Here is a 24167-nt window from a genome sequence, read left to right on the forward strand (position 1 = left end):
GCGCGGTGAGCAGGAAAACGGGGATTTTAGCGCGGCGCGTTCATCGGATAAGCAAAAAAAGCGGCGCAATCGATTCGATTGCGCCGCTTTTCACCGGGCATCGAGTGACGCCCGCAATACTTAAAACGGCAACTGCGCGTCCGGCTTCTCCGCCAGAATCACCCGACGAAAATCTTCCTGAATGCGCTTCAGCGCCGCGTCGTTGTCCGCTTCGAAACGCATCACGACGACCGGCGTCGTATTCGACGAACGCGCCAGTCCGAACCCATCCGGGTACTCGACACGCAGACCGTCGATCGTCAGCACGTCGTCCGCGCCAGTGAACTTCGCCGATTTCTGCAGACGCGCGATCAGCTCGAAATTCTCGCCCTCCTGCAACTTCAATTGCAGTTCAGGCGTGGAAAGCGAATTCGGCAGATCGTTGAGCAGCTTGCTCGGATCGGCCACGCGCGACAGGATTTCGAGCATACGCGCGCCGGTGTACAAACCGTCGTCGAAGCCGTACCAGCGATCCTTGAAGAACACGTGGCCGCTCATTTCGCCCGCGAGCGGCGCGCCCGTTTCACGCAGCTTCGCCTTCACAAGCGAATGGCCGGTCTTCCACATGACCGGCTCGCCGCCCTGCTCGCGCACCCACTTCGCGAGATTGCGCGTGCACTTCACGTCGTAAATGATCTGGCCGCCCTTGTTGCGCGACAGCACTTCCTGCGCGAACAGCATCAACTGGCGATCCGGATAGATGACCTGCCCGTCCTTCGTGACGACGCCGAGACGGTCGCCATCGCCATCGAACGCAAAGCCGACTTCCGCGTCCGTTTCCTTGAGCGCCTTGATGACGTCCTGCAGATTCTCCGGATGCGCCGGATCCGGATGATGATTCGGGAAGTTGCCGTCGATCTCCGTGAAGAGTTCGACCAGCTCGCAGCCGAGCGCCTTGAAAAGACGCGGCGCGAGACCGCCCGCGACGCCGTTGCCCGTATCGACGACGATCTTCATCGCGCGCACCGGCTTCACGTCCGACACGATGCGGTCGAGATACATCTGCGACACGTCGAATTCGGTGTACGTGCCTTCGCCCGTCGTGAAGTCGTTATCGACGATGCGCTTGTACAAGCCTTGGATCTGATCGCCGTAGATGGCCGCGCCGCGCAGCACCATCTTGAAGCCGTTGTAGTCCGGCGGATTGTGGCTGCCCGTCACGACGATGCACGAATCGACGCGACGCTCGCCCGAAGGCAACGGCAGCGGCACGCTCGCCGCGAAGTAGCCGACCGGAGTCGGCACCATGCCGATATCGACGACATCGACGCCCGCCGCGCGCAGGCCATCCGAGAGTGCGCCGACGAGTTCGGGACCGGAGAGACGACCGTCGCGCGCGACCACGACCGAATCGCCGCCCTGCTTTTTGATCTCGCTGCCGAACGACTGGCCTATGCTCCTAGCGACGTCCTTGTCGACCGTCTTGCCGACGATCCCGCGAATGTCGTAGGCCTTGAAAATGGATTGGGAAACTTGGCTCATGAGATGGCTACCTCCTCTCTATTAATTGATGGTTTCTCGGCGATGCAGCCATGAGGGCATGCAGGTCGTGACGGTTGGCGCGCCGCTGCAATGCACAGCGCGCGCGAACGACTGCCAGATGACGTATCGAATTCTGCCTATGCGTCTGGTAAACCAATACGAAAGAAACAATTCGAAGCAAATGGATGCAAAACCGGCGCAGCGGGCGGCCCACGGATCGCACTTATAATCGCTGTCTTTCGGCGCTCTGGTGGTTGCGCTCGCTCTGACGAAGCCGGTTGGAGCCTGCGCGTTCATTCTAATCCAATGCTCAAACGCTCTTTCGCCTCGATGCCTTCGAATGAGGCGCGTCTGCGTGCAAACACACAAAACTTGACCGATCGCTCGTTTGCGCGAGGCGGTCAGGCTTGGGTAGCACGCGCCGTGCCCGATTACGCCGAGCGCTTCACCGCATGAAGGCGCTCACGCGCTCCGGCAATCCGGACGTCGCCCGCGCGCTCGCCAACATCGTCTGGCTCGGGCTGGAGCGGCTCACGCAGATCGCGGTCGCCATCGTCATCTCCGGTTTGCTCGCGCGCTACCTCGGCCCGGACGACTTCGGCAAATGGCAATACGCGAACACGCTGCTGCTCGTCATCGCGCCGATCACGTGGGTGTGCGGCGCGGAGATTCTCGTGCCGACGATCGTCAACCGCAAGCCCGCCGATACCGGCGCCGTACTCGGCAGCGCGTTCGTGCTGCGCATGGGCGTGTCGGTCGTCGCACTCTGCGTAACGTGGATCTGGATCGCCGCCGGCGGCACGGACCCGATGGTCGGGCTGATGCTCGCCGGACTCGCCGTCACGATGCTCTTTCGCGAGCCGTTCATCGGCGTCGTCAATTCGTGGCTGCAAAGCCTCACCTACAGCAAGCCGCAGCTCATCGCGAGCATGGCGGCGGCCATCGTCAAGGCGGCGCTCGTCTTCGCGCTCGTGCGCATCGCGGCCGCGCCGTCGAGCTTCGGCTGGCTCTGGGCGCTCGAAGCCGCGGCGATCAGCGCCGCGCTCGTCGCGTACTACGTGCGCCGTCACGGCGGCACGCTCGGCTGGCGTTTCGACCGCGCACTGTTCAGACATTTCGCGAGCGCGGGCACGGTGTTCTGGCTCGGCCTCATCTGCATGTATCTGTTCCTGAAGCTCGACCGGCTGATGCTCGCGCATCGCGTGTCGTTCGCGGAACTCGGGCTTTACTCCGCCGCGCAGCAGTTGAACGAGAACTGGATCGCGCTCGCGCTGATGCTCTCGCAGACCATCGCGCCGGCGTTCGTGTATCGCGTGCAGGAAACCGCGCGCCTGAAGCGCAATCTCGTGCGCCTCTTCGCGATGACCGCCGCGCTGATGATCGCAGGCGCGGCCGTCCTCGATGCGCTCGCGGGCTTCATCATCGCGCGCGTGTTCGGACCGAACTACGCGGGCGCGGCGGACATCTTCCGCTGGGCCGTGTGGCTTTCGGTGCCCGCGGGCATCGAAGCGATCGGCAATCTCGTCGTGCTGAAATATCAGGCGAAGTATGTGCTGCTGTCGAAATGGCTTTTCGCGCTCGCGGTCGCGTTCGCGGTGAACTGGTTCGCGATACCGCGCATGGAAGGCTACGGCGCGCTGATCGGACTCGCGGCGGGTTATGTCGCGGCGGCGTCGGTGAATTTCTACTACATCCGTTTTCGGCTGCGCGCATGAACGAACTCCACGATGTCGCCGTGCTGATGCCCGCGTTCAACGGCCAGGCCGATGTCGAACGCACGCTCGCGTCGTTTGGCGAAACGTCGATGGTGAACGTGCTCATCGTCGACGATGGCAGCACGCCGCCTATCGTCGCGCCCGTCATCGACGGCATGAACATCGACATTCTGCGCATGCCGAAAAACGGCGGCATCGAGCGCGCGCTCGAAGCGGGCATCGCGGCGCTGTACGCGCGAGGCGTCCGTTACGCGGCGCGCATCGACGCAGGCGATCTCGCGACGCCCGCTCGCCTCGCGAAGCAACGCGCGTATATGGAGGCGCATCCGCGCGTCGCGGTGCTCGGCATGTGGACGCACGTCGTATCGACCGATGGCGCGCCGCTCTTCGATCTCACGCCGCCCGCCGATCCCGCCGCGATCCGCCGCATGATGCTCGCGCGCACATGCTTCACGCATCCGTCGCTGATGCTGCGCATCGACGCCGTGATCGAAGCGGGCAACTATCGCGCGCAGTATCGCGCCGCCGAGGATCTCGATCTGATCCTGCGTCTGCTACAACGGCACGACGGCGCGAATCTGCCGGAGTTCGGTCTCTTCTACGAACTGAACGAAAGCGGCATCAGCGCGACCAAACGGCGTGCGCAAATCATGTCGACACTGCGTCTGCAACTGCGCCATTTGCGCGTGACCAATCCGCTCGACTGGGCGGGCGTCGCGAAGAGCATCGCGCATCTCGTTTTGCCGTATCGCGCGTTGCGTGGATTGAAGGCGCGCTTGCTGAAGCGCGCATCCGCCGCGTGAACCTATTCCTGACTTCCGGATGACCAAAGAAAAGTCGAAGCTTCGTATCGCCCTCGTGTGCAACACGGCGTGGGCGATCTATACCTACCGGCAAGGCGTGCTGCGCATGCTGACCGCGCGCGGCGCGCAAGTCACAATCATCGCGCCGCGCGACCGCACCTTCGAGCCGCTCACCGAAATGGGCTGCCGCTGCGTCGAGTTGCCGGTCGCATCGAAAAGCACCGATCCGCGCGATGACCTCAGGACGCTCGCCGCGCTCTTTCGCGAATATCGTGCGACGCGTCCGCATATCGTGTTTCACTATACGATCAAGCCGAACATCTACGGCTCGCTTGCCGCGATGCTCGCGCGCGTGCCGTCGATCGCGGTGACGACGGGTCTCGGCTACGTCTTCATCCAGAAGAGCCGCACGGCGCAGGTCGCGAAGCGGCTGTACCGTTTCGCGTTCCGCTTTCCGCGCGAAGTGTGGTTCCTCAATCGCGACGATCACGAAGCCTTCCTGCACGAGAATCTGCTCGCGCATCCGGATCGCGCGCGGCGTCTGCATGGCGAAGGCGTCGATCTCGACGAATTCGCGTTCGAGCCGCTGCCCGCGCGCGAGGATTTCGTGTTCATCCTGATCGGCCGTCTGTTGTGGGATAAAGGCGTGGCGGAATATGTCGAAGCCGCACGCAGGATTCGCGCGAAGTTTCCGCACGCGCGTTTTCAGTTGCTCGGGCCGGTCGGCGTCGACAATCCGAGCGCGATCAGCCGCACCGACGTAGAAAAGTGGGAAGCGGAGCATATCGTCGAATATCTCGGCGAAGCGAACGACGTGCGGCCGCTCGTCGCCGCGGCGGATTGCGTCGTGCTGCCTTCGTATCGCGAAGGCGTGCCGCGCACGCTGATGGAAGCATCGGCGATGGGCCGCCCGATCGTCGCCACCGACGTTCCCGGCTGCCGCGAAGTGGTCGAGGACGGCGTGAACGGCCTGCTCTGCGAGGTCAAAAGCGCCGACAGCCTGACCGAAGCGCTCGAGCGCATGCTGACGCTCTCCGCCGACGAGCGCGCCGCCATGGCGCGGCGCGGCCGCGAAAAGGTCGCGAGCGAATTCGACGAAAAAAATGTCGTCGAACGCTACAAGGGCACAATACATGCCATTACCGGCATTTCACTTTGATTTCATGCAATCGGGAGAGCACAAGATGAATGGCAATCAGCCGACGAAGGGCACGATTCTCGTCACCGGCGGCGCGGGCTTCATCGGTTCGCATACGTGCGTCGAACTACTCGACGCGGACTATGGCGTCGTGGTCATCGACAATCTCGTCAACAGTCGCGCGGAGTCGTTGAAGCGCGTCGAGCGCATCACGGGCAAGAGCGTCACGTTTTATGAAGCCGATGCCCGCGACGAAGCCGCGCTCAACCGCATCTTCGACGCGCACGCGATCACCGGCGCGATCCACTTCGCGGCGTTGAAGGCCGTGGGCGAATCGGTCGCGAAGCCCATCGAGTACTACGAGAACAACATCGGCAGCCTGCTCGCGGTGCTCAAGGTCATGAAAGCGCGCGGCGTGCGCAACTTCGTGTTCAGCTCGTCCGCGACGGTATATGGCGTGCCGAAGAGCGTGCCGATCGACGAATCGTTTCCGCTTTCCGCGACGAACCCCTACGGCCAGAGCAAGCTCATCGCCGAGCAGGTCCTGCGCGATCTCGAAGTGTCCGATCCGTCGTGGCGCATCGCGACGCTGCGCTATTTCAATCCGGTCGGCGCGCACGAGAGCGGTTTGATCGGCGAAGATCCGGCGGGCATTCCGAACAACCTGATGCCGTATGTGGCGCAAGTGGCCGTCGGCAAGCTCGCGCAACTGCGCGTGTTCGGCAGCGATTACGATACGCACGACGGCACCGGCGTGCGCGATTACATTCACGTCGTGGATCTGGCGCGCGGGCATATCGCGGCCATCGATGCGCTCAAGAAGCTCGACCGCAGCTTCGTCGTGAATCTCGGCACCGGGCAAGGCTATAGCGTGCTCGATGTCGTGAAGGCGTTCGAGGCGGCGTCGGGCAAGCCGGTTCCGTATGAGCTCGTGCCGCGCCGTCCGGGCGATATCGCCGCCTGCTACGCCGATCCGGCCGCCGCGGCGGAACTGATCGGCTGGCGCGCGGAGCATGGCATCGAACGCATGTGCGCGGATCACTGGCGCTGGCAGTCGCAGAATCCGCAAGGGTTCGCTTAAAAGCGTCGAGGCGCTGCGCTTTGCGCGCGGCGCCGCTTTTTTCCATCGGTTCTATTTCATGCTCAGTTTCGCGCTTGCTTTTCTGGTCTCGCTCTTCGTGACCTTGTTGATCGTGCGCTTCGCACACCTGCAGGAAGGCGTGCTCGGCGACACCGATCTCGCCGGCGTGCAGAAGTTTCACGCGCGGCCCGTTCCGCGCATCGGCGGCGTGGGCATCATCTGCGGGCTCACGGCATCGGCCGTGCAGTTGCGATGGGGCTATCCGGCCGTATCGGGCGGCATTCTCGGCATCGTCGCGTGCGGCTTGCCGGCGTTTCTCTCCGGGCTGATCGAAGACCTGACCAAGCGCGTCTCGCCGCTCGCGCGCCTCGTCTGCACGATGGCCGCCGCGGGCCTCGCCTATGCGTTCCTGAACATCGCGGTCACGCGCATCAGCGTGCCGCCGCTCGATTTCCTGTTGTCCTACGCGGTCATTTCATGCGCGGTGACGGTGCTCGCCGTCGCGGCGCTCGCCAACGCGGTGAACATCATCGACGGCTTCAACGGCCTCGCATCGATGGTCAGCTTCATGATGTTCGCCTCGCTCGCCTATGTGGCGTTCCAGGTGCACGATCCGATCGTGCTTTCCGGCTCGCTCATCATGATGGGCGCGGTGATGGGCTTCTTCATCTGGAACTTCCCCGCCGGGCTGATCTTTCTCGGCGACGGCGGTGCGTACTTCGTCGGCTTCATGCTGGGCGAACTCTCGATCATGCTCGTGATGCGCAACCGCGATGTCTCCGCGTGGTATCCGGTGCTGCTCTTCATGTATCCGATCTTCGAGACGTGCTTCTCGATCTATCGCAAGAAGTTCATTCGCGGCATTTCGCCGGGCATTCCGGACGGCGTGCATCTGCATATGCTCGTCTACAAGCGTCTGATGCGCTGGGCCGTCGGCGTGAAGAACGCGCATGAGCTGACGCGGCGCAATTCGCTGACGTCGCCGTATCTGTGGCTGCTGTGTCTCGTCGCCGTGATTCCCGCGACGCTCTTCTGGCGGCATACGGTGCATCTGTTCTGCTTCGTCGTCGTGTTCGCGGCAACCTACGTGTGGCTCTACATGAGCATCGTGCGCTTCAAATCACCGCGCTGGCTCGTGTTTCGCCGGCCGCACACGGTGAAGAAATGAAGCGACGCCGCCTGAGTTCCAGGCGGCGTTTTTCATTCGAAGCCTTATTTCAGGTGCTTTGCGAAGAAATCCGCGGTGCGGCCGTTGGCGAGTTGCGCGGCCGCCGCGTCGTAATGCGCGCCCTGATTGCGCGCGAACGCGTGATGACAGCCGGGATACGTGTACACCTCGACATTCGGCTGCCCCTTCACCGCCGCCAGCACGCGGTTGCGCGCATCGGCGGGAATGAACTCGTCCTCTTCCGCGAGATGCAGCATGAGCGGCACCTTGATCTTCGGCAGTTCGGCGAGGTATTGATCCGTGCCGCCGCCGTAGTACGAAACCGATGCGTCGACATCCGTGCGCGCCGCCGTCAGGAACGAGAGCAAGCCGCCGAGACAAAAGCCGACGGAGCCGATCTTGCCCTGCACTTGTGAGAGTCCGCGCGCGAAACCGATCGTCGCCGCGATGTCCTCGACGCCCGTGTTCACGTCGAATGCGTTGTAGTACTTGAGCGCCTGCTGCCATTCGGCTTCGGTGCGATCGGTGAGCTCGACGTTCGGCTCCAGCCGCCAGAAGAGATCGGGGCATAGCGCGACGTATCCCTGGCGCGCGTATTCGTCACAGGTTTCGCGCATGTCGGCGTTGATGCCGAAAATTTCCTGAATCACGATCACGGCCGGCGCGGTCGTTTGCGCGGGATATGCGACGTAAGCGTCGAAATTGCCATCGGGGATGGAGATGCTGAGCGTCTCGGACATGGGAAGTCTCCTGGATGATGAAGCGAGCCCATCATATCCAAACTTTCCCGCGCCGCGCTCGAAGCGGACCACTCATCTCGGCGATGATCGCGAGTCCCCGGATGAATCGAGCGTATCGATCGATCGGGGCCTTGCATGCGTGTCGCGCCGAACCGCCCATGCCATTTCCCTTCTGCGAGGGTCGATTGTTATCGAGTGGCTCGCGCGGCCGGAACCGCGCGTCCTCGTGGGCCTGCTTCCCCGGTATCGCGGGGCACCTCGTTCCGGCGTGTAGCACGCACATCGCGCATATTGAGTGGTCTCAAGCCGGATCGGACCGCTTCCGGCCATTGCATCTTCGGTCCATCGAACGGCGGCGATCCGCCAGAATGCCGTGCTTTGCGGACATCGATTCGAAGCGTCCGATGAAGCGTGGTCCGGCGCACACGCGCATCCGTCGTTTCGCGCCGAAGACTAGTCGCAAGACGCCGCCGCAACCGCGCACGACAAGAGCCGCTGCTATATTCGACGCAAAAAATAGGGGTGCCGGGGCCGTCATGCGCAACAAGTTCGCCGTCGTCTGGATCTGGCTTTGCCTGCTTCCGCTCGCGTTCGACTTACGAAGCGTCGAGACGGCCAGCAAGGCCATCGATGTTCTGCTCACCGTGACATCGATGGGCGCCGCCTGCGCGATGCTGCTCATCGCGCCGCGCTTCGCGCGCCGCTCGCGCATGCGCGGGTTCGTCAGCGCGCTCTTTCTGCTCACGATCTTCGGCAGCGTCGCAACCCAATGGCTGCAAGGCAACGACGCCGGCAACTACGCGCGCGTCGTGCTGCCGTTCCTCTTGATGCTGCTCGGCTATTTCGTAGGCTGCCGTCCGTGGGATGCGCAGCGTCTTGCGCAGATCGAACGCGCGATGGTCTGGTCGATGATCGCATCGCTCGGGTTCGGCGGCGGTTTCGGCATGGCGATGCCCGGCGGCATCGACACCTTGAGCATTCGCGTCGTCCCGGTCACGTTCCTTTGCCTGCAAGGGCTGTTGCTGCACGAAATCGTCTTCGCGCAGCGCATCGGGAAGCTGGCCGGGCTGTTTTTTCTCGCGACGATCGTCATCGAGATTCTGTTCGGCACGCCGGGCCTCCTGGTCGGCACCGTGCTGCTGATCGCTTATGCGACGTGGCTCGCCGCGCCTTCGCTGCGCGCGTTCTTCGCCGCCGGTCTGCGCGCGGCCACGATCCTGACGCTGCTGATCGCGATGGCCACCGCGACGGCCACGTTCTTTCCGACGATCGGAGCCCCGTGGATGAAGCGTCTCTCGCTCGTGCAGGATGCGCCGCCCGCACGCGATCCGGTGCTGATCGCGCGTCTCGCGGAAATGAAGGATCAGGTCGATCAGACTACGTCGTCGGCGATGTCGACGATCGTCGGCATGGGCTACGGACACGACTATCGCTACGCGCCGTCGTATCTGCCGGATCTTGCCGGCGACATCAGCGAGCAGGACTTCTACGCCTTCAAAAAATGGGCGGCCGGCCGCGACTTCTGGGTCTATCAGTTCTTCGCAGGCGGCGTGCTGTTCGGGCTCGCGCTGCCGATCGCCATTCTGTGGGCGCTCTGGCGCGGTTCGCGGGCGTATCGCGCATGGCGGCACAGCACGCCCGATGCGCCCTGGCTGCCGGTGCTCGGCCGTGCGCTCTTCGTGCTCGCTGCGCTGCCCGCGACGTCGATCGGCGGTAATCCGCTCGGCGAGCGTTTTCCGGGGCTGATGTTCGGTGTCGCGCTGGGTCTCGTCGTCGCGTCGTATGCGCGCATCGCGCATGGCATCCACGCGCGCGCCGCCGAAGCGGCCGGTCGCACGCCGCAGCAAAGCGCGCCTTTTTACGGCGCGCCGCCCGACATGCATCCGCAAGACGGGCCGCTCACGGAGATACGTCCGGCGAATCCGCCGCGCGCGTCAGGTTCGCTGCCCGCGCAGTAAGATCCGTCCGCTCACTGCGCGCGCAGATGTGCCCGCAGATAAGGCGCGAAGCCGTTTTGAACGGAGATGATCTTCGTCGCGCAGTCGTCGAAATCCGAGCCTCGCGCGCGCTCGTCCTCGAACATGCCCTTGCATTGCGCGAAGAGCGAAATCGTCGCGCCGTCGCCGTTCGGGACGCGCGTCGCCGAGAACACCGGCTTGCCGGTGTCCGAAGGCACGTCGGTTTCGATCGCGGCATTGTCGGCGCGTGTCAGGCGTTCCTTCGAATTCTGCTCGACGTAAGTCTTCGTGAGCTTCCAGGCCGCATCGCACTGCGCCGCGTCGCGGCATGCGACGGTCGCGTTGCGTTGCGCCGTATCGAGCGATTGCTGCGAGAGCAGGAACGTGCGTTCCTTCGTCTGCTCCTTCTCGACGGACGAGCACGCGGTGAGGACGGTGGAAGCGACTGCGAGAGCGATGAGCTTTTTCACGGACGGAAAGCCAAAGAATCAGGTCGGACGGCGATTATAACGACGCCCGCTTTCGGCAACCATTTGCGTGCGGTATCGCGCGATCAGGAGGAGACACATGAAACACGCGCTTTTGTGGCTGGCCATCGCGGCCTTCGCGCCGTCGTTCGCGTATGCGGGCGATTCGGCCGATACCCCGTCGATGGACGCGCTGCTCGCGCAACAGAACGGCTATGTGGGCAATCCGGCGGGCGGCGCGCGGCTGCGTCCGGGCACGCGCAAGGCCGACGCAAAAGCGATGATGATGCCGCGAAGCGCGGCGGCGACGCTTTATCCGGCGCCTTCGGGTCTGAAGGCGCCGGCGTCGAATGCCGCGCGTGCGCGCGACATCTACAAGTCGCCGTATTGAACTGAGAAGACTTACTCCGCGATGCTCTCGTAGCTGTAATAGCCCGCGTAGGTGCTGCCCATCAGCACCTTCGATTGCGGCACATCGGTGAGGAGCACGCCCTTCATGTGCACGCCACCGTGATAGAGGCGCTTCATCGTTTCGCCGATTTCCTGCACCTGATTCTTGCCGTGCCGCACGACGAGCAGGCTCGTGCCCGCGTGCCGGCCGATCACGGTCGCGTCGGTGACGGCGAGCACGGGCGGCGTATCGATGACGACGAGATCGTAGAGCTGCTTCAGTTCGCCGAGGATTTCGCCGAGCCGATCGCTCGCGAGCAGTTCCGCCGGATGCGATGGCAGCGAGCCCTTCGGAATCAGATCGACGCCGGGCAACACGTCGTGAACGATGACGTCCATCGCGTTGGCGCCCATCAGCACGTCGGATAGACCCGGCGTGTGACGCACGCCGAAGTGCGAGTGGATGTCGCCGCGGCGCATGTCGCCGTCGATCAGCAACACCCGCTTTCTCGTCGATGCGACGAGCGTCGCGAGATTCGCCGACAGAAACGACTTGCCCGCTTCGGGCCGCGATCCGGTCAGCATCACGACGTTGTTGCGCGCTTCGCCGAGCTGCAGTTGCAGCGACGTGCGCAAGCTGCGAATGCCTTCGACGGCCGCATCCTCCGGCGCCTGCGCCGCGAGCACGTGCATGCCTTCGCGGCGCATGCCGACCTGACGTTGCAGACGAAGCTGCTGCGTGCTGCGCGGCACGATGGCGAAGACGCGCGTGCCCAGTTGCCGTTCGATGTCCTCTGGACGCTCGACGCCGCCCCACAGCGACTTGCGCACGAACGCCGCGATGATGCCGAGCACGAGGCCGATGCCCGCCGAGATCAGGATCACGAGCGCGCGCTTCGGACGCACGGGATCGTCGGCGGGTTGCGCGAGATCGACGATCCGCACGTTGCCGACCTGCCCCGCCTTCGCGATGCGCAATTGCTGCGCGCTGTTCTGGAGGTTCGCGTAAAGCTCGCTGTTCGAGCGCACGTCGCGCGTATAGCGCAGCGCGGTCTGCTCGGTATCGGGCAGCGTCGACACGTTCTTGCCGAGGCGCGTCTGCGCGGCGGTGAGCGATGCAATCTGCGCATCGAGCGCCTGCACCGACGGATGATTCGCCGTGAAGCGCAGCGACAGTTCCGCGCGCTGTTGCTGAAGATCGGAGAGCTTCGTCTTGTTGTCGACGATCTGCTGCAGGAGCAAGCGGCTCTCTTCGGAGAGATCGACGGAACCTTGCTTGTTGCGAAACGCGCTCAGGCGCTGCTCGGCTTCATCGAGCTGCTTCTTCACGAGCGGCAGTTGCTGCTCCAGAAACGCGAGCGTGTGCTCCGCTTCGGCCGAACGCTTCTGCGTGTCCTGCTCCACATAACGATTCGCGATGTTGTTGACGATCGCCGCGATTTGCTTCGGATTACTACCTTCCAGAGATACGCCGATGATGCCCGATTGCAGTGCGGTCTCCGCCACGGTCAGGCGCTGCTGAAGACGGTCGATGGTCGTGATCGTCGAGAAGCGTTGCAGTTCGAACTGCACGCCGGGCTTGCCGTCGAGCTTGTCGACCTTGAGCGTCACCGGGCCTTGCGGCGTCGCGCCCGACACTTCCTTGCCGACCTGCCCCGTCAGCACGATCAGTCCGTTCGGATCCCGCAGTTCGTAAGCGCCGCGCTCGAGCGCGACGAGTGTGAACTTCCTGTCGTAGAGCTCCTTCGGCGTGTCGAAGAGCGGCACGTCGATGGCTTCGCCGCCCCACGCGAAGCGCGACAGATAACCCTGCGGAATCGGCCGGTTCAGCATCGCGAACACGTTGCCGACGAGCTTGCCCACGACCGGCAACACGCGCGGCGAGGCATCGATATCCAGATGCAGACGCCGCACCGTATCGTCGATGACGAGTCGCGAGCGCAGCAGTTCGATCTGCGCGGCAGTCGAAGTCTTCGTTTCGGTGAGTTGCGGAACGGCGGCTTGCAGCGCCCTGGCGCCGGCGTTCGCGTTGTTCGTGTTGGCCGGCTCGTCGACCTGGATCATCGCGTCGGCCTTGTAGGTCGGCGTCGCGAGATACGCGTAAGAGGTGCCGAGCGCAATCACGGCGAGCATGACGAGCGTCACGAGCTTCCAGTTGAGCATCGCCGCGGCCAGGTAATCGGACAGGCGCAGTTCGTCACCCGTCGATACGTCCACGTATCGCGTATCAAAGTTCATCGACATGATCTCGCTCGCTTATATTTTTTAAGTCGAACCATGATGCTCCGGCGCGCCCCGCGCGCGCCGGTCAGACACTTGATGCCAGATGCTTACTTCGTCAACACGGCCGCCGTCAAACCAGCGTTGATCGCCGGCAGCAGCAGGTTGAGCACGCGCGAGAAGCGCACGAGCCCGTTGTTGTCGACATAGACGACGTCATGCGGCTGCAGCTCGAAGTTGTTCGCGAGCAGCATCGACACCGGCGACAGCGCGTCGAGCTTGTAGACCTCCGGCTGGTCCGTCGCGCCGTTGCGGATCACGTACAGCTCGCGCGGGTTCGACGTTTCCGGGTTGAAGCTGCCCGCCTGCGAGATCGCGTCCGACAGCGTGAGCTTGCCGTTGCGCATCGGGATGACGGTGGCCGGCTTGGTCACTTCGCCCATCACGTAGACGCCGTTTTCGTCGCGCGAATCGACACGCAGCGCATCGCCCGGCTTGAGCATGATGTCCGACGGGCTGCGGCCCTTCGACGTCATGCCGGCCATGTTGATGTGATACGTGACGCCATCGCGGATCAGCGTGACGCGGCTCTGATCCGCCGTCGTCGCGAAACCGCCCGCGCGGCCGATCGCCTCGGTGAGCGTCATCGGAATGTCGTTGATCTGCTGCGCGCCCGGCGTGCGGACATCGCCGTCGATATACACCTGCGACGCGCGGAACGACGCGACGCGCACCGTCACCTGCGGCTTCACGAACACCTTCGACAGCTCGGCATACAGCTCGCGCTGAACCTGCGTCTCGGTCTTGCCCGCGACGTGCAGCGGCTTGTTCACGTACGGGAATTGCAGATTGCCGTCGGCATCGACGACGAAGCCGGGCGCGGCATCCGACGTGCGCGTCTGGTTCGCCGGCTGGCCGAGCGCCGCGACGAGTTCCGGGTGATCCCAGACCGTGATCTGCAGCACGTCGCCGACGCCCAGCTTGTAAGGCGCGGGCTTGCCGTAGAGCGAGGCGTTCGGATCGCCCGTCACGGACGGCTGCGCGGCGCGCATCTTCTTCACGAGCGCGGCGTCGATCGTCGTGATCGGAATGTTGGTGGTCGTGGCCGGATCGCCCTGATCGTTCGACGTTTCGACGAGCTGGGCGGGCTTTTCCATGTGCATGCCCGGCGAGAGCCCGCAACCCGTCAGGATCACGGCGACGGAAGCTGCCGCAGCCAGGCTCGTGAGGCGGAAGATACGCGACACGTTGGTGTTGGCGGCCATGGAGGTGGTGCCCGGTTGTTGTTGGTTGTGCATGATGGTCGTCCCCTGCATCAGTAAGCGTTGGTGTGGCGTAGTCCCTTGAAGATCGTTGCGGCGATGATTCTCATATCGAGTCCGAACGACCAGTTACCCAGATAGTACAAATCGTGAGCGACGCGTCCTTCCATCTTTTCGATCCGATCCGTTTCCCCACGAAAACCGTTGACCTGGGCCCAGCCGGTGATGCCTGGCTTGATCCGGTAACGATGGATGTACCCCGATACGACCTTCTGATACAGGTCGTCATGTTCGAGCGCGTGTGGACGCGGGCCCACGACCGACATGTCGCCGCGCAGAACGTTGAAGAACTGCGGCAGCTCATCGAGGCTGGTGCGGCGCAGGAACGCTCCGACACGGGTCACGCGCGGATCGTTGCGCGTGGCCTGGCGAAGCACTCCGGCCTGTTCCGTGTGCAGGCGCATCGAACGGAACTTGTAGATGGTGAAGACGCGGCCATCCGCGCCTTTGCGGTTCTGCCGGAACAACACCGGCCCGCGCGAAGTGAGCTTGATTGCGAGCGCGATGCAGATGAGCGCCGGCGAGACCGCGATGATCGCGCCGAGCGCGAACAGGCGGTCGAAGATTTCCTTTTGCAGCTGCGCCGACGCCGACAACGGCGTCGCGACGAGATTGATCGCGGGCTGGCCGAGCAGATCGGTGACGCCGCTTTCGAACAGCGCGAGGCTGCGCACGTCGGGGATGAAGCGCACGTTGATGAGATCGTCGCGGAATTCGTTCACGAAGCGCAGGATCGTGGGCTCCTCCGACAGCGGCAGCGCGAGCCACACTTCATGGACGTTCTGCGCGCGCACGAAGGCGACGAACGCGTCGAAATCGTCATACACGGGCAGGCGCGTGTTCAGACGCGACTTGCCCGCCGCCGCGTTGAACGCCGCGCACATGCGAAAACCGGTGTCCTGCGAACGCTCGATCTTGCGCAGCATCGAATCGCAATGTCTGCCGCAGCCGACGATCGCCACTTGCTGCAGGTTCAGGCCCGCGTTGCGCATGTGCGCGAGAATCGCGTGCGTGATGAGACGGCCGGCGATCATGAGGCCGCCGGACATCGCGGTCCAGTAGGCGAACCAGAGGCGCGACACGTAGTCGAGCCGATGCAGCGAGAACATCAGCGCGAGCGCGCAGCCCTGCACGACGAGCCAGCCGAGCGAGACCTGACACGCAAGCTGAAGCTTGCTGCGGCCGCGCCACGACTGGTAGACGCCGAAGCCAGGAAAGAGCGCAAGCGAGAACGCCGCCGCGAACGCGACGAACGCCACCGAATAGGTGTGTGCCTCGATGTACTCGAACCTGATTTGCGACGCCACTGCCGCACCGCCGACGATCATCAAGACGTCGAACAGGCGCGCGAGCAATCCCTGTAAATCGCGCATGTTTTTTTCCCCGGAACGCAATCAGCCCTTTACCGCCCTTCAGTCTCCTCCTCGCGTTAGCCCCGTCTTCTTCTTGTGAACGGTTGCAAGAAAGTCTTCTGCCTTCGAACGCTCAACTGCGCCCGTAGGTGTCGTCGAAACGCACGATGTCGTCTTCGCCGAGATAGCTCCCCGACTGCACTTCAATGATTTCGAGCGGCACCTTGCCCGGGTTCTCCAGACGATGCCGCACGCCGAGCGGAATGAACGTCGATTCGTTCTCGGAGAGCAGAAACTGCTCTTCGCCGCGCGTGACGAGCGCCGTGCCGCATACGACGATCCAGTGTTCCGCGCGATGGTGATGCATCTGCAGCGACAGCTTCGAGCCCGGCGACACCACGATGCGCTTGACCTGGAAGCGCTCCCCGTGCTCGATCGAATCGTAGAAACCCCACGGGCGGCGCACCTTGCGATGCGTATCCGCTTCGGGCGCGTGCTGCTCGCGGATGCGCGCAACCAGCCCCTTGATGTCCTGCACGCGCGAACGGTCCGCGACGAGCACGGCGTCGTCCGTCTCGACGACGATCACGTTGGTCGTGCCGACACACGCGACGAGCCGTCCGCCTTCGGAGCGCGCATAGCTCGATGTCGCGCCTTCGAACACGACGCGGCCGCTCGCGACGTTGCCCGATTCGTCCTTGTCCATCGCGTCCCACACGGCGTCCCACGAACCGAGATCCGACCAGCCCGCGACGAGCGGCACGACCACGCCGTCGCACGGCTTCGTCGGCGTGCCGATGTGCTCCATCACCGCATAGTCGATCGAGTCGGACGGCGCGCGCCCGAACTGCGCCGCCTGCGGGCGGAAGAACTTGCCGTCGGCCTCGCCCTCCTGCGCGGCGGCCGAGCACGCCGCGTGCATGTCGGCATTGAGCTTTTGCAGCGCCGCGAGCCACACGCTCGCGCGCACGACGAAGATGCCGCTGTTCCACCAGTACGTGCCCGCCGCGACGTATTGCGCCGCGAGTTCCGCCGCCGGCTTTTCGACGAAGCGGTCGATCTCGTGCGCGCCGTCATCGAGCGCCGCGCCCAGACGGATGTAGCCGAAGCCGGTGTCGGGGCGCGTCGGCGGAATGCCGAGCGTCGCGATCACGCCGCGCTCCGCATGTTCCGCCGCGATCGCGATCGCGCGATGCAGCGCCGGAATATCGGCGATGGAGTGATCCGCCGGCATCGCGACCATGATCGCGTCCTCGCCGTCCTTCACCGCGGCAAGTGCCGCGAGCGTGAGCGCGGGCGCGGTGTCGCGGCGCGCCGGCTCGACGATGATGCGTGCATCGACGCCGGCTTCGCGCGTCTGTTCTTCCGTCGTGAACCGATGCTCTTCGCCGCACACGATGATCGGCTCGCCATCGACCTTGAAGTTGCCGGCAAAGCCTTTGAGCCGCGACACCGTCGCCTGGAGCAGCGAGTCACGTCCGACGACGCCGATCAGCTGCTTCGGGAATTGTTCACGCGACATCGGCCACAGGCGCGTGCCCGAGCCGCCGGCGAGGATCACAGGGACGAGGCGGCGGCACGGCCCGGCCGCCTTGGCCGGGCCCGCCTCCACACCTGCTGCTCCCTGCTTCACCCCACCTTCCGTGCGTGCTTCATTCGTCATAAAGAACTCCTGCCTGCCTGTTCGTCCGAACGGCGAACCGTTCGGGAAATGATTAAGTGCCGGACCGATCGGGTCCGGCCAAAGGTCCGACGTTTTACGCCATAGTCGGGCTCAGAGCGGCCCACGTCACATAAGCGCGCGGGTCAGCCGTTCGCCTCGCGTCTGCTCTGCATCCGGTACTCCGTCGGCGAGATCAGAAGGCGCTTGCGGAAAATCTTCGCGAGCCTGTCGCCGTTGCCCATGCCGCTTCTGCGCGCGATCTTGTCGACCGGCAGTTCCGAATCCGTCAGAAGCGCACAGGTCACGGCGAGGCGCGCCTGCAGCAAATAATCGGATGGCGTGATGCCCATCTCGATCTTGAAGCGGCGCAAGAAGTTGCGCTCGCTCATCGCGGCCACCTGCGCCGCATCGACGACCGAAATCGGCCGTTCGCAGTTGTCCTGCAGCCAGCGCGCCGCCGCGCGGATCTTGTCGCCCGCCGACGCCACGCCGCTGTCGCCGAGGATCGACACGAGCTTCGCGGCCGAACCGGGCATCAGACGTTCGGCGACGCTGCGCGACACGTCGATGCCGAGATCGCGCTTCACGATCAGAAGCGCGCCCTTCATCGACTCGTAGCGGTCGCCGGCGTCGCCCTGCTGCTCGTCGCGCACGAGTTGCATCGCGTTGCCGTAGCGCGCCTGCGCGTCCTGCGCCTGACCGATGCCCGCGGCGTCGAGCACCTTGCGGCCCTCGGAAATCGCGCGCACGACCGTGGTCTTGGTCTGCACGCGACGCAGCCATTCGATGATGCGATCGTCCTTCGCCGCTTCTTCCGCGCCACGGCCGCCGGCGACGAAAAGCGCGTCGAAGCCGCCGTAGTGGCGCGCATCGAGACCGTCCGTCCAGACGCGCACCGACGACGAGCACGCCACGTTGCCGCCTTCGACCGACAGGAACCGCACGTCGTACGTGCAATCCGGCCGCGACTTCGCCGACGACAGCTCGTTCGCCATGTGGAAGACCTCCGCGACGATTCCCGCGCCGAGCAGCGAAAAGCCGTCGAACAGCAGGATCGCGACCTGGCGCACCTCGGTCTGCGAGGCGTTCGACGCGGGAGGCGTCCAACCCATGACTGCGGGTTCAAGAGTGGCGTAAGGCATGGTCATCCTCTGCAGCTTGTTTCCTGGAAGGCGCGGAAGAGTTGTTCGGTCATTGCGGCGCATCAATGGACTTCCCGAACTTCGCCGGGTTGCCGTGACCGATTGGAACGAAGTGTTGGCGGAATCGATCCGCTGGCTTGAATAATAAGCAGACAATGTTTTTTGTGCTCTGGATTTTCGCGCTTAAACCACAGAATCTGTTCCGCTATGAGGGTGAGCGCACATTGAAATCCTTCCCCAAATTCCGGAAAGCCTGCATTCAATGCATGGAAAACAAATACGGATTTGTCATACAAGGGTTGATTCGGCGGTTTAGCTCAATCTGATTCCCGTGCCGCCAGATCGGACACAGCGTTGCTCACTAAGCTCCACAGGACGGCCCTGCGCGGTCCGCCGGATGCGATGGCCGCCAAGTCCGATCATTCGAATTGATTCATTTATGAAACATCGATGCGTGCGAAAGCGGACGTTCGTACCGCTGCAATCGGAAAATTTTGGTTTCGCCGTTACATTTAGGAACGATATGTAATGCGCATTTCAGACGCCGATTAAAATCCGCGAACGGCTTCGGCATTAATACTCAATGATTTTCTAATAACGCAATCGAGGTCCTCAACGTGATTTTTGATTAACCCGTTTTATTTTTATTCAAAGGCATAATGCGGTATTTTCATATGAACTTAGATGCTGCATTGCAGCGGACGCGAGATCGCGTCGAACCTGCATGCGCGCGGGACTCGGGCGCTGTCACCGTCCGCCATCGGCTAGTATTTTTGCGGCGGCGCACGCTTTGACACTATTTGCCGAATCGCCCAATTCTTGTTTTGCAATGATCGGCTGAATGCGGCCCGAATCGCGCGTACGTTCGCAATCGTCTTCACGCAAATTTTCGTACAGCGCGCGGACACGCAAATCGGTCAGGTTTGCCGCCCGCGCTGACAATGTGCTGAGCGTTGCTCGTCAGCCTTGCTTGTTTCAGTCGTGAAATTCCCTCGCGCGTGCGCGCACGCACGGTCATGCGGCGTCGCAGCGGGCATCGTTTGCGCGACGCACGACTCACCGAAGCCAACCCGGAGCAACGATGCTGAGCAACGCTGATTTCCTGACGGTCGTGCGGCTCGCGCCGCTCGTGGCGATCGATCTGATCGTCACTGATGGCAACCGGCGCATCCTCGTGGGGCATCGGCGCAACCGGCCCGCGCAGGGCACATGGTTCGTGCCGGGCGGCCGCATCAGAAAAGACGAATCGCTCGATGCCGCCTACAGGCGCATCGTCAGCAACGAGTTGGGCGTCGCGAGCGCGCAGCGTTCGGCCGCACGCTTCTTCGGCGTCTACGAGCATCTCTACGACGACAACTTCGCGGGCGCCGATGGCATCGGCACGCATTACATCGTGCTCGCCTACGCGCTGACGCTCTCGAGCAAGGTTCCGATCGGCCGCTTCGATCAGCACAGCGACTATCGATGGCTTATGCCCGACGAACTGCTCGCGCGCGACGACGTGCACGAAAACACCAAGGCCTACTTCCGCTGATCCGCGCGAAAAGGCGCGTACCGAGATCATCTGCCAACACTTCGTCAATTTCGGACTCGGCGCGCGGCGGCTGCCGGGCGCCGCGTATAGTGCGCCCATGTAAGCTCACTTTCCCGCTACTTACGTTCCTGCATCGATCGAACCCCGGCCGGACACGACGCCTGCCGCGGTTCGCACAGGGAGAAGTCGATGGTGTACGCCAATGGTACGGGCCGGCTTCAGGTCGTGCGCGCGGTCGCGCCCGACGTGCCGTCCGCCGATATGACCAGCGCGGCGAAGCGAATCGGCATTCTGATCTTCGAGGACTTTTCGCTCGTCGAAGTCAGCTCGATCTCCGAGGTCTTCTCGGTCGCGAATCAGGTGCATCTGCCCGCCGACGCCAACGCACGCGCGCAGGCGCCGAATTATTCGCTGATGTTTCTGTCGAGCGATGGCGGCAGCGTGGCGAGCAGTTGCTCGATGCGGATCTGGACCGAGAGTCTCGAAACGCGCTGGATGAACGAATGCGACGCGCTGTTCATCGCGGGCGGCGTGGGCGCGCGTCATGCGCGTAACGATGCCGCGCTGCGCAAGCGCCTCGCACGCGTGGCGCCGAAGATTCCGTTCATCAAGGCGATCGGCGAAGGCGCGCAGATTCTCGCCGCGGCCAATCTCGACGTGCAGAACCGCACGCTCGATTTCGCCGGCGAGCCGCAAGGCCGCGCGCTTGCGCCGGCGTTGTCGAATCCGCTTTTCATCGCGGAACAAACGCTCACGCTCGACGATCCCAAAGGGCCAATCGCGGCGGCGCTGTCGATCATCAAGCGCGATCACGGCGCGGCGCTCGCGCGTGAAGTATCGGAGCGCTCCATTCCGGGCGCGTGGCAGAAGCTCGCCACCGTGCTCGACGATACCGAAGCCGGCAGCGTGCGCCAGAAGATCGACGCCGCCGCGCGCTGGATCCGCGAGAACTACGTGCGGCCGATCTCGATCACCGATGCGGCGCGCGTCGCCGCGATGAGCGAGCGCAATTTCCTGCGCCGGTTCAAGGCGCAGATCGGGCTGACGCCGTCGGAATATCTGTTGCGCGCGCGGCTCGATGCGAGCTGCATGTTGTTGGCCGCGACCGATCTGCCGGTCGACAAGATCGCGCGGCGTTGCGGCGCGGGCAGCGGCGACGGCCTCGCGAAAATCTTCCGCAAGCGGCTCTCGATCTCGCCGACCGAATACCGGATGGCAGGCCGCCGAAAACAGGGCGACGGTTCGTAAACGTTCGGAGCCGGCCTAGAACAAATACGCATGGAATCAAAGGTACTCTGGACGCTTTCGAATCTCGGCGACGCGGCCTTTCTGCTGCCGCTCGCGCTCGTCTGCGCGCTGTGGCTGCGCACGGTCGACGTGCGCCTCGCGGTGCGCTGGGCTGTGCTGCTCGCGATCGGCATGGGGCTCGTCGGTCTGTCGAAGATTCTCTATGCCGGCTGCGGCGTCGAAATCGCCGCGATCCAGTTGCGCATGATCAGCGGACACACGATGCTCGCCGCGTCGATCTACACCGTCGCGGGCGGCTTGCTGTTCGGCGCATTCGGCGGAAGCTGGCATCGGCTGGGCGCGGCGGGCGGACTCGCGCTCGCGGCGGCCATCGGCGCGAGCCGCATCATGCAGGACGCGCACACGCCCGCCGAAGTCGTCGCGGGCTGGGTGCTCGGCGCGGTCATCGCCGCCCTCTTCCTCATGCGCGTCTTCGAAACGCCGCGCAAGATGCCGCGCGCGCTCGTCGCGGGTTGCGCGCTGCTGGCGGTTTCGTCGATCGCCTACGGCCATCACGCGCCGTTCCAGCGGATGATCGAGCACTATTCGTGGCGGCTCTGTCAGGGACTCGGGCTCTGACTTCGCGTCAGTTCACTCGCAGCGCATGGGCTGACGAACTTCAGTATGATCGCAGGCTCTTTTCTCTCGCGCGCCCATCGAGGCGCGCGATCACGTTTCCGGGATCGAGCATGGACCGCTTCCTTGCAATGAAAGTCTTCGCGCGAGTCGTCGAGGCGGGCAGCTTCTCCAAGGCAGCCGATGCCCTGCGCCTGCCGCCCGCGAGCGTCTCGCGCACGCTTCAGGCGCTCGAAGCGCATCTCGGTGCGCGCCTCATCAATCGCACGACGCGCAGCATCAGCATCACTGAAGACGGCGAAGCCTATTACGAGCGCTGCGTGCGCGTGCTCGGTGAAGTGGACGACATGGAAGCGTCGCTGTCGCATTCCAAGCTGAGTCCCAAGGGCAATGTGAAAGTCAGCCTGCCGCAAGTGATGGCGAAGAACACGATCATTCCCGCGCTGCCGGAATTCTTCGCCGCGTATCCGGATATCGGCGTCGAACTGGTGCTGACGGACCGGCAAGTCGATCTCGTCGAGGAAGCGGTCGATTGTGTCGTGCGCGTGGGCGCGGTCGGCGATGTCGGGCTGGTCGCGAAACGCATCGGCGCGTATACGCAGATCACTTGCGCGTCGCCGGGATACATCGAAAAGCACGGCGAGCCGACGTCGCTCGATGACCTCGAGCAGCATCTCGCCGTCGGCTATGTGCTGAACAACTCGGGACGCGTGCGCAACTGGGAATTCGTCGTCGATGGCGAAACCCGCACCATCGCGATGAAGCACAAGATCGCCGTGAACGACGGCGATTCGTATATCGCGGCGGGCGCCAACGGGCTCGGGCTGATTCAAAGCTCGAGCTATACGCTCGATCCGCTCGTCAGAAGCGGCGCGTTGAAGGAAGTGCTACGGGAATATCCGTCGTATCCGCGCGTGGTGTCGGTGCTGTATGCGGCCAACCGGCATCAGCCGAGGCGCGTGCGCGTGTTCATCGACTGGGTTGCGGAGTTGTATGCGCGCCTGCCGTCGTTTCAGGTGAGCAAGGGAAACTGAACGCGGGCGTCGTTTGCGGCGATGCATCCGCGAACGGCATCGCGCGCCAGTCGTAATCGCGATAGGCGCGCTCGAGCGCGCGCAGATCGGCGGGCCGCGCGCTCGCGTGCACGCCCTCCAGATGCGGCAAGCTGAATTCCACCTTGACGCAGTTCGCATAATCGCGCGCGCGCATGTTGGCGGGGATCGTCGTGAAGAACGCAGTCGTCGGCACGTCGAATCCCGCGCCGGCGTGTAGGGCCGCCGTATCCGCCGTGACGAGATAGCGCGCGCGCCCGATCCACGCGAGGAAATCGTCCGTGTCGATGCAAAACGGCGCGATATCGCGATAACGCGGATCGTCGACGGGCCCGAAACCCATCACCGGCAGGCCGGTTTCATCCGCGAGACGCGCGACGATACGCGCGCGCATCGACGCCGGAATGCTGCGCACCGGCGTGCTCGCGTTCGGGCAGAACAGCGCGTAAGGCTCGTTTGCGATCGGCTTGAGCGGCACATCGGCGAGCCAGCGATTGCGCTTGTCGGCGGCGGCGATGGTCGAAGGCGCGATGCCCATCGCCCAAAGGAAGAAGTCGATCATCGGCATCGAGGCGAAGCGCGGCCAGAAAAGCTGATTGCCGACGTCGATCTTCGGTTCATCGGCAGGCAGGCTCGCGAGCGGCACGGGCAGACCGACGATATCGGCGAGACGCGGCGCGGCAAGCTCGTAAAGACGCTGCACGTAGCGCGGCGCGCGCGCCGGCCGATAGATCGTGAACCGAAGATGCGGATAAAGGCGCTTGACGGCGGAGAGCGCCGTAAGCCCGATGATCGAATCGCCGAGCGTGACGCCGAACGCGTTGACGAGATGCACGCGGCGCTCGCGCGCATAGTCGGCGTCGAAGGGTTCGCTGCCGGCGTTCAGGATGGTGGCGGGCAGCGCGGAGAAAGCGGATGCATCGGCGTGCGCGACTTCGAGATCGTAAGGCGCGACGATCTCGCCGCTTAACGATAACAGCGATCCCGCGTGGGTCAGCGCATGAACTTCGTCGAGCGTCGTCATGCGTGACCCCGTTG

General features: G+C 63.8%; 20 protein-coding genes. 11 read left to right on the plus strand and 9 right to left on the minus strand.

What is annotated here, in order from left to right:
- Nucleotides 1–120 precede the first annotated feature (120 nt).
- Nucleotides 121–1521, minus strand: coding sequence for a phosphomannomutase/phosphoglucomutase (locus tag NCS00_RS10860; RefSeq protein ID WP_034472767.1), 1401 nt, complete (start codon nucleotides 1519–1521; stop codon nucleotides 121–123).
- A gap of 452 nt (nucleotides 1522–1973) precedes the next feature.
- Between NCS00_RS10860 and NCS00_RS10865 the strand changes: the two genes are divergently transcribed.
- From NCS00_RS10865 to NCS00_RS10885, 5 genes are read left to right on the plus strand one after another with little or no spacing between them, the layout of a single operon-like run.
- Entirely contained in the window at nucleotides 1974–3236 is a 1263-nt protein-coding gene (locus NCS00_RS10865; RefSeq protein WP_034472769.1) for an oligosaccharide flippase family protein, read from the plus strand.
- Nucleotides 3233–4039, plus strand: coding sequence for a glycosyltransferase (locus tag NCS00_RS10870; RefSeq protein WP_250440066.1), 807 nt, complete (start codon nucleotides 3233–3235; stop codon nucleotides 4037–4039). The genes NCS00_RS10865 and NCS00_RS10870 overlap by 4 nt, the downstream gene beginning before the upstream one ends.
- A gap of 19 nt (nucleotides 4040–4058) precedes the next feature.
- Nucleotides 4059–5198, plus strand: coding sequence for a glycosyltransferase family 4 protein (locus tag NCS00_RS10875; RefSeq protein WP_034472774.1), 1140 nt, complete (start codon nucleotides 4059–4061; stop codon nucleotides 5196–5198).
- Nucleotides 5199–5223: 25 nt separating this feature from the next.
- Entirely contained in the window at nucleotides 5224–6258 is a 1035-nt protein-coding gene (galE, locus tag NCS00_RS10880; RefSeq protein ID WP_250440067.1) for a UDP-glucose 4-epimerase GalE, read from the plus strand.
- Nucleotides 6259–6316: 58 nt separating this feature from the next.
- Nucleotides 6317–7426 carry an MraY family glycosyltransferase gene (locus NCS00_RS10885; RefSeq protein ID WP_033537192.1) on the plus strand — a complete coding sequence of 370 codons (1110 nt, stop codon included), beginning with the start codon at nucleotides 6317–6319 and terminating at the stop codon, nucleotides 7424–7426.
- 44 nt (nucleotides 7427–7470) lie between these two features.
- Here NCS00_RS10885 and NCS00_RS10890 read toward each other — a convergent pair whose 3' ends face one another.
- On the minus strand, nucleotides 7471–8166 hold the full coding sequence (locus tag NCS00_RS10890) for a dienelactone hydrolase family protein (RefSeq protein WP_008342514.1): 696 nt from the start codon (nucleotides 8164–8166) through the stop codon (nucleotides 7471–7473).
- Nucleotides 8167–8702: 536 nt separating this feature from the next.
- Here NCS00_RS10890 and NCS00_RS10895 point away from each other — a divergent pair.
- Nucleotides 8703–10124 (plus strand): hypothetical protein, encoded by a 1422-nt coding sequence (locus NCS00_RS10895; protein ID WP_250440068.1) that lies wholly within the window; start codon nucleotides 8703–8705, stop codon nucleotides 10122–10124.
- A gap of 11 nt (nucleotides 10125–10135) precedes the next feature.
- On the opposite strand, the gene NCS00_RS10900 is transcribed toward NCS00_RS10895, so the two are convergent.
- Complete coding sequence (locus tag NCS00_RS10900; protein ID WP_244807495.1) at nucleotides 10136–10594, minus strand: hypothetical protein; 459 nt, start codon at nucleotides 10592–10594, stop codon at nucleotides 10136–10138.
- Nucleotides 10595–10691: 97 nt separating this feature from the next.
- Between NCS00_RS10900 and NCS00_RS10905 the strand changes: the two genes are divergently transcribed.
- Nucleotides 10692–10982, plus strand: a complete 291-nt coding sequence (locus NCS00_RS10905; RefSeq protein WP_008342521.1) for a hypothetical protein — start codon at nucleotides 10692–10694, stop codon at nucleotides 10980–10982.
- A gap of 11 nt (nucleotides 10983–10993) precedes the next feature.
- On the opposite strand, the gene NCS00_RS10910 is transcribed toward NCS00_RS10905, so the two are convergent.
- From NCS00_RS10910 to NCS00_RS10930, 5 genes are all read right to left on the minus strand, one after another.
- The gene (locus NCS00_RS10910; RefSeq protein WP_250440069.1) at nucleotides 10994–13225 is read right to left on the minus strand and encodes a polysaccharide biosynthesis tyrosine autokinase; all 2232 of its coding nucleotides are present in this window, start codon (nucleotides 13223–13225) and stop codon (nucleotides 10994–10996) included.
- 86 nt (nucleotides 13226–13311) lie between these two features.
- Nucleotides 13312–14466 carry a polysaccharide biosynthesis/export family protein gene (locus NCS00_RS10915; RefSeq protein ID WP_008342525.1) on the minus strand — a complete coding sequence of 385 codons (1155 nt, stop codon included), beginning with the start codon at nucleotides 14464–14466 and terminating at the stop codon, nucleotides 13312–13314.
- A gap of 50 nt (nucleotides 14467–14516) precedes the next feature.
- Nucleotides 14517–15896, minus strand: a complete 1380-nt coding sequence (locus NCS00_RS10920) for an undecaprenyl-phosphate glucose phosphotransferase (protein ID WP_008342527.1) — start codon at nucleotides 15894–15896, stop codon at nucleotides 14517–14519.
- A 112-nt stretch (nucleotides 15897–16008) separates the two neighbouring features.
- Nucleotides 16009–17538, minus strand: a complete 1530-nt coding sequence (locus NCS00_RS10925) for a mannose-1-phosphate guanylyltransferase/mannose-6-phosphate isomerase (RefSeq protein ID WP_239295211.1) — start codon at nucleotides 17536–17538, stop codon at nucleotides 16009–16011.
- 143 nt (nucleotides 17539–17681) lie between these two features.
- The gene (locus NCS00_RS10930; protein ID WP_033537200.1) at nucleotides 17682–18680 is read right to left on the minus strand and encodes a GlxA family transcriptional regulator; all 999 of its coding nucleotides are present in this window, start codon (nucleotides 18678–18680) and stop codon (nucleotides 17682–17684) included.
- A gap of 1081 nt (nucleotides 18681–19761) precedes the next feature.
- Here NCS00_RS10930 and NCS00_RS10935 point away from each other — a divergent pair.
- From NCS00_RS10935 to NCS00_RS10950, 4 genes are all read left to right on the plus strand, one after another.
- Entirely contained in the window at nucleotides 19762–20214 is a 453-nt protein-coding gene (locus tag NCS00_RS10935) for a GDP-mannose mannosyl hydrolase (RefSeq protein ID WP_034472787.1), read from the plus strand.
- A 189-nt stretch (nucleotides 20215–20403) separates the two neighbouring features.
- Nucleotides 20404–21462: a GlxA family transcriptional regulator gene (locus NCS00_RS10940; RefSeq protein WP_034472789.1), complete on the plus strand. Its 1059-nt coding sequence runs from the start codon at nucleotides 20404–20406 to the stop codon at nucleotides 21460–21462.
- A 30-nt stretch (nucleotides 21463–21492) separates the two neighbouring features.
- Nucleotides 21493–22080 (plus strand): phosphatase PAP2 family protein, encoded by a 588-nt coding sequence (locus NCS00_RS10945; protein WP_250435025.1) that lies wholly within the window; start codon nucleotides 21493–21495, stop codon nucleotides 22078–22080.
- Nucleotides 22081–22190: 110 nt separating this feature from the next.
- Nucleotides 22191–23111, plus strand: coding sequence for a LysR family transcriptional regulator (locus tag NCS00_RS10950; RefSeq protein WP_033537194.1), 921 nt, complete (start codon nucleotides 22191–22193; stop codon nucleotides 23109–23111).
- Here NCS00_RS10950 and NCS00_RS10955 read toward each other — a convergent pair.
- Nucleotides 23047–24153, minus strand: a complete 1107-nt coding sequence (locus NCS00_RS10955) for a glycosyltransferase family protein (RefSeq protein WP_250440071.1) — start codon at nucleotides 24151–24153, stop codon at nucleotides 23047–23049. The genes NCS00_RS10950 and NCS00_RS10955 overlap by 65 nt on opposite strands.
- Nucleotides 24154–24167 lie beyond the last annotated feature (14 nt).

The organism is Caballeronia sp. AZ1_KS37, assembly GCF_023631165.1.
In the GTDB taxonomy this organism is placed as follows: domain Bacteria; phylum Pseudomonadota; class Gammaproteobacteria; order Burkholderiales; family Burkholderiaceae; genus Caballeronia; species Caballeronia zhejiangensis.